We start from the raw sequence: 8,403 nt of genomic DNA, 5'->3' as shown, positions 1-8,403 counted from the left end.
CGGCGAGCAGCCGCCGCCACTCGTCGCCGCGCAACTCGTCCAACCCTTCGGGCCCGCGGCGCGGCGGCGCGCCGTCGCCCGGTTCCGTGCCGCCGGATGCGGCCGCGTCCCGAGCCTCGTCGTCCACGCCGCCTCCGTACCCAGGTCCGCGCCCGCCAGTCACCGCTTCATGGCACCATCGGAACCCGGACCACGGGAGGCGACCATCGCGGCACGACCTGAGATCCGGCCCCTGGCACCCGCCGCGGCCGGTGACGACGCCACCGTCACCACGCTCACCGACCTGGTCAACGAGGTGTACGCGGAGTCGGAGAAGGGCCTGTGGGCCGACGGCGCCGTCCGGACCTCCACGCGGGAGCTCGCCGGGCTCGTACGCGCCGGTGAGATCGCCGTGGCACGCCTCGACGGCCGGATCGCCGGATGCGTCCGCGTCCACCGGATCGACGCCGGGACGAGCGAGTTCGGCCTGCTCGCCGCCGATCCGCGCCATCGCGGCATCGGCGTCGGACGGGAGCTCGTGGGCTTCGCCGAGAGCCGCGCCCGTGAGCAGGGCGACGGCCGGATGCGGCTGGAGCTCCTCGTGCCGCGCGAGCGCCCGCACCCCTCGAAGGAGTTCCTGGCGGCCTGGTACTCCCGTCTCGGCTACGCGGTGGCCGGCAAGGGCGCGATGGAGGACTCCCATCCGCACCTCGCACCGCTGCTGGCCACCCCCTGCGACGTCATGATCTACGAGAAGGACCTGCGGGCATGACGCCGATCGAGGACCTCGCCGCCCGCCTGCGGGAGTTCGTGGCGGCCCGCGAGTGGGAGCCGTTCCACACCCCGAAGAACCTCGCCATGGCGCTGGCGGGGGAGACGGGCGAGCTGCTGGCGGAGTTCCAGTGGCTGACCCCGGAGGAGGCGGCGACGGTGATGGCCGACCCGGCGGCCGGCGCCCGCGTACGCGCGGAGCTGGGCGACGTGATGACCTACCTGGTCCGCCTGGCCGACGCCCTGGGCGTCGACCTCGTCGAGGCCGCCCACGCCAAGCTGGACGAGAGCGAACGCCGCTACGACCCGGAGACCTACCGCGGCACCGCCCGCAAGGCCCCGCCGCTGCCCTGACCCGGGCCCATCGCGCGCAGCAACACTCCGAACGCCTCCTCGGCCACGACCGGAACCCCGTACGCCGCGGCCTTGCGCGCCTTGCCGGACAGCGAGTCCGGATCGGCGGCGACCACCAGCGAGGTCTTCTTCGTGACGCCGGCGCCGACGACCAGCCCGGCTGCCGACGCGCGTCGTTCGAGAGTCTCGCGCGGCTCCGACGTCTGGCCGGTGAAGACCACGATGTCACCGGACTCCAGCGCGAACCGCGCGACGCCGGCCCCGGCCGTCGGGCCACGCGTCAGGGCGCGGGACGCGTCGGACTCACCGAGACCGAGGAGCGCGGCCACCCGCGCGACGTCCTCGCGCTCGTCCGGCGTCAGCTCGCCGTCCTCCCACGCGGCCACGGCCAAGGACGCGAGGTAACGCCGGTGGGCGTCCAGCGCCGCGGCCCGGTCCATGCCGAGTTCGGCGGCGACGGCGACGAGGTTGTCGGCCTCGGGCACGCTGATGTAGCGGTCCAGCAGCGCCTCGTCCTGCTCGGCGAGGTAGGAGTCGACGACCGGATCGGCGGAGCGCGGAAGCCGGTCGGCCAGCCGCGCGAGGAAGTCGCCCGGAGCCGCGGACGCGCAGCCCCGGCGTACCGGTGAGACATCGGACCTGGCGAGCGCGGGCCAGGGCAGCGCGGCACCCCACCGCGCGCGTTCCTCCCAGGAAGGCGGCGTCCCTCCCGCCGCCAGGTAGTACGCGAGCAGACCGGCCGCGGCGCGGGCGTCGTTCAGCGCGTCATGCCCGTGTTCGAGGGCGACGCCCGCCGCCTGGCAGCACGCGGCGAGCGTCCTGCGGGACCCGGGCAGGAAGCCCGCCGCCAGCCGCATCGTGCACAGGCCATGGTCGCTCGCCAGCGGTGGATGAACGCCCACGCGCGCGTACTCGGCGGCCAGGAACCGCACGTCGAACGGCAGATTGTGCGCGACGATGGCGCGCCCCGCGAGCAGCGACGCCAGCGCGGGCGCGATCGCCTCGAAGGGCGGAGCCTGCCGGACGTCGGCGGCGCGGATGCCGTGGACGGCGACGGGGCCTAAGTCGCGCCGGGGGTTGACCAATGTGGCCCATTCGCCGGTGACCGCGCCGGCCGGATCCACATGGACCACCGCCACCTCGACGATCCGGTCGTTCCCGCCCGCGCGCAGACCGGTGGTCTCGACGTCGACGACCGCATATCCCCGCATGAGCGTCCCCTGCCTGGCCGGTGCCTGCGAACCCCCGCTCTGACTTGACGTCCGAAGCGGAGACGCGGAGTACCGCAAGGGGCCTTTTCCGGTGCGCTCATGTACGCACCGGCGGCTTCGGGCATGCGGAACTCTCGGTGGGGGCGCCCCACCGGCGGCTCGACGGAGCCCGGCTAGCCCTCGTCCAGGGAGCCGTCCCACGCCCACGCGAGGGCGCGCGGCAGGCCCCAGTGGCCCAGAGGCGTCAGGCGGCGGTGTTCGTCGAGTGCGCCGAGGGCCTCCCAGATCGGCACCATCAGCTCGAAGGCGAACTCGATCGGCTCGCGATCGTCCGGCTCGTAGGAGCCTTCGATCTCCGGGCACTTGTCGGCCAGCTCGAACAGATCCCCCGGCCACGCGCGCGTGCCCACGCCCGCCCGGGCCAGGCCGATGATCGCCCCGGCCCAGTCGGCGTGCTGGAGGGCCATCAGCGAGCTCTCCTCGTGGCTGCCCAGCCCCGACTCGCCGTGCATCGACACGAGCGAGCCGGCCGCCTGGGTCCAGAGGGTCTCGTCGTCGGCCGGGAGCCGGCGGCCCCAGTCGGCGGCCGAGGCGAGGTGGCGGTACGGCCAGTCGGTCAGGTGTTCGCGGACGCGCTCGGCCGCCGTGGCCAGCGCATCCTGCGGAGCGGACGCCTCGACCACATCGGGGAGCGCCTCGCGGAGTAGTTCCACCGCGGTGCGGTCGGCCTCCTGCCACTCCTGCAGGAACCCGTCGGCGTCGAAGTCTTCGAGGTCGTCGTAGCCGTCGAGGTTGTCGGCCGGCGTCGGTGTGACGTTTCGCTCAGAGTCACTCACGCCTGACGACTGTAGTGGCGTTCGGGTGATGCTGCGGCCGGTCGAACCTCAGGACCCCGGCCGTGTCAGCGGGAAGGCGATGGTGTCGCGGATGTTACGGCCGGTGAGCGTCATGATCAGCCGGTCGACGCCCATGCCCATGCCGCCGGCGGGCGGCATGCCGTACTCCAGGGCGCGCAGGAAGTCCTGGTCGAGGTCCATGGCCTCCGGATCGCCGCCGGCGGCGAGGAGCGACTGCTCGGTGAGGTTGCGCCGCTGGATGATCGGGTCGATCAGCTCGGAGTACGCCGTGCCGAGCTCGAGGCCGAACACGATCAGGTCCCACTTCTCGGCGAGTCCCGGCGTGTCGCGGTGGGGCCGGGTCAGCGGCGAGGTGGCGGCCGGGTAGTCGCGCACGAACGTGGGCGCCCGCAGCGTCGACTCCACCAGCGTCTCGAACAGCTCCTGGGTCAGCTTGCCCTGGTCCCACTCCGGATCGTGGCCCAGGCCGATGCGGTCGGCGTGTTTCTGCAGCGTGCGCAGTGACGTCGTCGGCGTGACCTGCTCGCCGAGGGCCTCGGAGACCGAGTCGTACACGGTGATCTCCCGCCAGGGCTCGGCGAGGTCGTACTCCACACCGTCGCGCACGACGACGGTGCCGCCGATGCCCGCGCGCGCCGCCGCGAGGATCAGTTCGCGCGTCAGCGTCGCCATGGTGTTGTAGTCGCCGTACGGCTCGTAGGCCTCCAGCATCGTGAACTCGGGGTTGTGTCGAACCGACACGCCCTCGTTGCGGAAGTTCCGGTTGATCTCGAAGACCTTGCCGATGCCCCCGACGAGCAGCCGCTTGAGGTACAGCTCGGGCGCGATCCGCAGGAACAGGTCCAGGTTGTAGGCGTTCATCCGGGTCGTGAACGGCCGGGCGGCCGCGCCGCCGTGCACCGCCTGGAGCATCGGCGTCTCGACCTCGAGGTAGCCGCGGTCGCGCAGCGAGTCGCGGAGCGAGGTCACGACGTCGCCGCGCAGGCGCAGCATCCGCCGCGCGTCGTCGTTGACGATCAGGTCGACGTAGCGCTGGCGGACCCGTGACTCCTCGTTCAGCGAGCCCGGGGCGTGCGTGGCGGGCAGCGGATGCAGGCACTTGGCGGTGAGCAGCCAGGACGAGACGAGCACCGACAGCTCGCCGGTACGGGAGGTGATCACCTCGCCGCGCACGCCGACCTGGTCGCCGAGGTCGATGAGCTGCTTCCACTGCCGCAGCGCCTCGATGTCGACGGAGTCGGCGGCCAGCATGAGCTGGATGTCGCCGGACTCGTCGCGGAGCCGTACGAAGATCAGTTTGCCGTGCTCGCGCGCCAGCACGACCCGGCCCGCGATCGCCACGGTCTCGCCCGTGTGGGTGTCCGGCGCGAGGTCGCCGAACCGCTCGCGCACCTCGGCCGCGGTCGCGGTGCGCTCGAAGCCCAGCGGGTACGGCTCGATGCCGGCCTCGCGCAGGCGGTCGAGCTTGTCGTGGCGTACGCGCTCCTGCTCCGACAGCCGGCGCGCGGGCAGCCGGGCGGCGTCCGCGGCCTCCTCGATCTGTTTGATCTTCCCGACCAGCGTGGGCGACGGAGAGGGCGTGTCCAGCCGTGGCTTGAACAGCGTCGGCAGGAACCCCTCGGCCCGCGCGGCGGCGAGCCCGATGCGGACCAGGTCGCGGCTCTGCGGGAAGCACATGAACCGCGGCGTCCAGACCGGGTTGTACTTGGCGTTGGCCAGGAACAGCGACTCGAGCTGCCAGAACTTCGAGGCCACCGACAGCAGCCGGTAGAGCAGCCGTGAGATCGGGCCGGCGCCGATCGCCGAGCCGCGCTCGAACACCGACCGCAGCATGGCGAAGTTCAGCGAGACCCGCGTGACCCCGACCGCCGCGGCGTTCTCCGCGAGCTTGGCCACCATGAACTCGTTGAGGCCGTTCTCGGCGTCGCGGTCGCGGCGCATGAGGTCGAGGGAGAGCCCGGGCCGTCCCCACGGCACGAAGCTCAGCAGCCCGCGGCGCGTCCCGGCGCCGTCGAACGCCTCCACCATGACGCAGCGCTCGTCGGTCGGGTCGCCCAGGCGGCCGAGGGCCATCGAGAACCCGCGCTCGGTGTGCCCGTCGCGCCACCGGTCGGCGTCCGCGATCAGCTCGGTCATCTCATCGCGGCCGATGGCGCCGTGCCGCCGGATGCGCACGGTGTAGCCGGCCCGCTCGACCCGGCGTACGGCCTGGCGCACCTGGCGCATGTCCCGGCCCTCGAGGTTGAACTCCCGCAGGTCCAGGATCGCCTCGTCGCCCAGTTCGAGGGCGTCCAGCCCGCAGCGCCCGAAGGCGGCCGCGGCACGCTCGCTGGCGCCCAGCACACCGGGGATCCAGGCGTGCGCCCGGCACTCGGCGAGCCAGGCGCTGATGGCCGCGTCCCAGGCCTCCGGGTCGCCGAGCGGGTCGCCGCTGGCGAGGCTGACCGAGCCCTCGACCCGGTAGGCGATGGCGGCCCGGCCGTTCGGCGAGAGGATCACGTCCTTGTCGCGGCGGAGGGCGAAGTAGCCGAGCGAGTCGCGCTCGCCCCACTCGGCCAGGAGGGCGCGGGCCGGCAGCTCCTCGTCGGGCGTGAGCACGGCGAGCCGCTGGCCGGGCCGGAACAGCGCCCAGACCGTGATCACGAGCAGGCCGCTGCCGAGGATGCCGAGGATGCCATCGACCCAGACCGGAACGTCGACCTGGAGGTCCCAGCCCTTGTCGCCGGCGCCGAGGAGGGTCTGGAGCCCGGCGTAGGCCAGGTGGGTCCAGGCGGCGCCGCGCGGGTCGCGGTCGGTGAGGAAGACGAGGTTGGTGCCGATCACGCCGCCGACGACCAGGAGCACCGAGAAGACGACGAGCGCGAGACGCCGGTTGGCGCGGTCCGGCAGCGCGTAGAACTCCTGGCGGGCGGCGACGAGCAGCGCGACGACGAGGCCGAAGGCGCCCGCCGTGATGAGCTCGCCCAGACCTCCCCAGTCCGACAGCCCGGCGAGCGCCCAGACCGCGAAGAACAGCAGGAACAGCACGACGCTGATCCGCCAGGCGGCCTTCTTGCGGCGCCGGACGCCGACGGACACGAGGATCAGCAGCAGGCCGTACGGGAGGCTCGGGTACCAGCCGAAGTAATTGATGGAGCGCAGCACCCAGACGTTGAACATCCACTCGATCAGGCCGTAGGAGAACCAGGCCAGGACAGAAAGGATTCCAGAGACGCGGAGGTACCAGAACAGGACGGTCGGCACGGCTTCGACAACCCGCCGAGCCCACGGCCGCCCCGTGCCCGCCGCCTTCGTCGTCATCTCGCTCCTGTGGTCGCGCGCCATATTCTTTCTTTGTACCGGTGATTGGGTGAGCGTCAGGCCAACGGAGGCCTCGCGGTGGGTATCGTGGGCGAACTATGCCGGAAAACCCCCTTCTTGCGCAGCGTTATCGCCTGCTCACCGAGGTAGGCCGCGGTGGCATGGGAACCGTCTGGCATGCCCGGGACGAGGTTCTCGGCCGTGACGTCGCGGTCAAGGAAGTGATCCTCCCGCACGGCTTCTCCGACGAAGAGCGCGAGGTTCAGCACAAGCGCACGTTCCGGGAGGCCAGGACCGCCGCGCGGCTGAGTCATCCGGGCGTCGTCACGGTCTTCGACGTGGTCGAGGAGGACGGCCGGCCCTGGATCGTCATGGAGCTGATCCGTGCTCGCTCGCTGCACGAGCAGATCAAGAAGGACGGTCCGCTGGAGCCCCGGCGGGTCGCCGAGATCGGGCGCCAGATGGCCGGCGCGTTGCGCGTCGCGCACGAGGCGGGGATCCTGCACCGTGACGTCAAGCCGAGCAACGTCCTCGTCAGCGGCTCCCGCGCGGTCCTCACCGACTTCGGCATCGCACGGGCGCAGAGCGACGCGACGCTCACCCAGACGGGCATGCTCATCGGTTCTCCGGCCTACATCGCGCCCGAGCGGGCACGCGGGCGGGTCGCGGTGCCCGCCTCGGATCTGTGGTCGCTCGGCGTCACGATGTACGCCGCCGTCGAGGGCAAGTCGCCGTTCGAGCGCCCGGACGCGATGGCGAGCCTGGTGGCCGTGCTCACCGACGATCCCGAGCCGGCGCCGAACGCCGGTCCGCTGCGCCCGGTCATCGAGGGCCTGCTGCGCAAGGATCCGGCCGAGCGCCTGACCGTCGACGAGGTCGCGGCGATGCTCGACCGTGTCCTGGCCGGCGACGCCGAGACCGAGCCCGACGACCCGCCCGCGGACGCGCCCGACGGGGCCACCCGGCGGCTGCCGCCCAGCGTCCTGACCGCCGTGAAGGAGCGGGAGGCCTCGTCCGTCGAGGAGCGCGCCGACGACGCCGATGAGGTGGTCGAACCGCCGGAGGCCCTGGTGACGGCGCCGGACCGTACGGAGCAGATCGGCGCGTCGCCGTACCCGATCCGCTCGATCGTTATCGTCGCCGCAGTGCTGCTTGTCCTTTTTGGCGTGTTCTTTTTCGCGACATTTAGCTGAATTACGCGGCCAAGGCGGCCGAACCGTCACCGGCGGTCGGTAAGGTCCTCAGCTATGCCGTTCGGGGAGGGTTCGCTGCTCGCGCGCCGCTACCGCCTGCTGGGCCAGGTCGGTCGCGGCGGCATGGGCCGGGTGTGGCGCGCTCGCGACGACCTGCTGCATCGCGAGGTGGCGGTCAAAGAGGTGATCTTTCCGCCGGGGCTGACGGACACCGACCGCGAGCGGCTCGTCGAGCGCACCCTGCGCGAGGCCCGGTCGGCGGCCCGGCTGTCCCACCCCGGCATCGTGACCGTCCACGACGTGGTCGAGGAGGACGACCGGCCGTGGATCGTCATGGAGCTCGTACGCGCGCGATCGCTCCAGGAGGTCATCGACGACGACGGCCGGCTGCCCGCCGTGAAGGTGGCCGACATCGGGTCGCAGATGCTCGCCGCGCTGCGCGTGGCACACGCCTCCGGGGTCCTGCACCGCGACGTCAAGCCCGCCAACGTGCTGCTCGACTCGAGCGCGGACGGCGCCGTCCGCGTCGTGATCACCGACTTCGGCATCGCCCGGGTGGCGGGCGACGCCACGCTCACCCAGACCGGCCTGGTCCTCGGCTCTCCCGCCTACATCGCGCCCGAGCGCGCCCGCGGCGAGGGGGCGAGCCCCGCCTCCGACCTGTGGTCGCTCGGCGCGACCCTCTACGCCGCCTGCGAGGGCCGCAGCCCGCACGACCGCGTCGAGGCGATGGCGGCG

Annotated in this window: 7 protein-coding genes; 4 read left to right on the top strand and 3 right to left on the bottom strand. The window is 72.6% G+C overall.

The window, feature by feature from the left end:
- The first annotated feature begins 169 nt into the window (after window positions 1-169).
- Entirely contained in the window at window positions 170-751 is a 582-nt protein-coding gene (locus ACFFNX_RS34580) for a GNAT family N-acetyltransferase (RefSeq protein ID WP_378210123.1), read from the top strand.
- On the top strand, window positions 748-1,104 hold the full coding sequence (locus tag ACFFNX_RS34575) for a nucleotide pyrophosphohydrolase (protein WP_378210122.1): 357 nt from the start codon (window positions 748-750) through the stop codon (window positions 1,102-1,104). The genes ACFFNX_RS34580 and ACFFNX_RS34575 overlap by 4 nt, the downstream gene beginning before the upstream one ends.
- Here the strand turns inward: ACFFNX_RS34575 and ACFFNX_RS34570 are convergent.
- The 3 genes from ACFFNX_RS34570 to lysX all read right to left on the bottom strand — a co-directional run bounded on the left by ACFFNX_RS34570 (window position 1,065) and on the right by lysX (window position 6,472).
- Window positions 1,065-2,315, bottom strand: a complete 1,251-nt coding sequence (locus tag ACFFNX_RS34570; RefSeq protein WP_378210121.1) for an exonuclease domain-containing protein — start codon at window positions 2,313-2,315, stop codon at window positions 1,065-1,067. The genes ACFFNX_RS34575 and ACFFNX_RS34570 overlap by 40 nt on opposite strands.
- A 173-nt stretch (window positions 2,316-2,488) precedes the next feature.
- The gene (locus ACFFNX_RS34565; protein ID WP_378210120.1) at window positions 2,489-3,151 is read right to left on the bottom strand and encodes a hypothetical protein; all 663 of its coding nucleotides are present in this window, start codon (window positions 3,149-3,151) and stop codon (window positions 2,489-2,491) included.
- Window positions 3,152-3,199: 48 nt separating this feature from the next.
- Window positions 3,200-6,472, bottom strand: coding sequence for a bifunctional lysylphosphatidylglycerol synthetase/lysine--tRNA ligase LysX (gene lysX / locus ACFFNX_RS34560; RefSeq protein WP_378210119.1), 3,273 nt, complete (start codon window positions 6,470-6,472; stop codon window positions 3,200-3,202).
- Between the two features lie 161 nt (window positions 6,473-6,633).
- On the opposite strand from lysX, the gene ACFFNX_RS34555 reads away from it, so the two are divergent.
- The gene (locus ACFFNX_RS34555; RefSeq protein WP_378210118.1) at window positions 6,634-7,665 is read left to right on the top strand and encodes a serine/threonine-protein kinase; all 1,032 of its coding nucleotides are present in this window, start codon (window positions 6,634-6,636) and stop codon (window positions 7,663-7,665) included.
- 54 nt (window positions 7,666-7,719) lie between these two features.
- Window positions 7,720-8,403 (top strand): serine/threonine-protein kinase (locus ACFFNX_RS34550; protein ID WP_378210117.1); only part of this gene is annotated, 684 nt, incomplete at its 3' end.

This window comes from Actinoallomurus acaciae (assembly GCF_042429965.1).
Classification (GTDB): domain Bacteria; phylum Actinomycetota; class Actinomycetes; order Streptosporangiales; family Streptosporangiaceae; genus Actinoallomurus; species Actinoallomurus acaciae.
The sequence above is the reverse complement of the archived record's forward strand: the minus strand, read 5'-3'. Positions and strand labels throughout refer to the sequence as shown.

What these genes read in the sequence shown, in the direction of transcription:
- ACFFNX_RS34580 (WP_378210123.1), top strand. Translation starts at nt 170, where the DNA reads ATGGCACCATCGGAACCCGGACCACGGGAGGCGACCATCGCGGCACGA.
- ACFFNX_RS34575 (WP_378210122.1), top strand. Translation starts at nt 748, where the DNA reads ATGACGCCGATCGAGGACCTCGCCGCCCGCCTGCGGGAGTTCGTGGCG.
- ACFFNX_RS34570 (WP_378210121.1), bottom strand. Translation starts at nt 2,315, where the DNA reads ATGCGGGGATATGCGGTCGTCGACGTCGAGACCACCGGTCTGCGCGCG.
- lysX (WP_378210119.1), bottom strand. Translation starts at nt 6,472, where the DNA reads ATGACGACGAAGGCGGCGGGCACGGGGCGGCCGTGGGCTCGGCGGGTT.
- ACFFNX_RS34555 (WP_378210118.1), top strand. Translation starts at nt 6,634, where the DNA reads ATGGGAACCGTCTGGCATGCCCGGGACGAGGTTCTCGGCCGTGACGTC.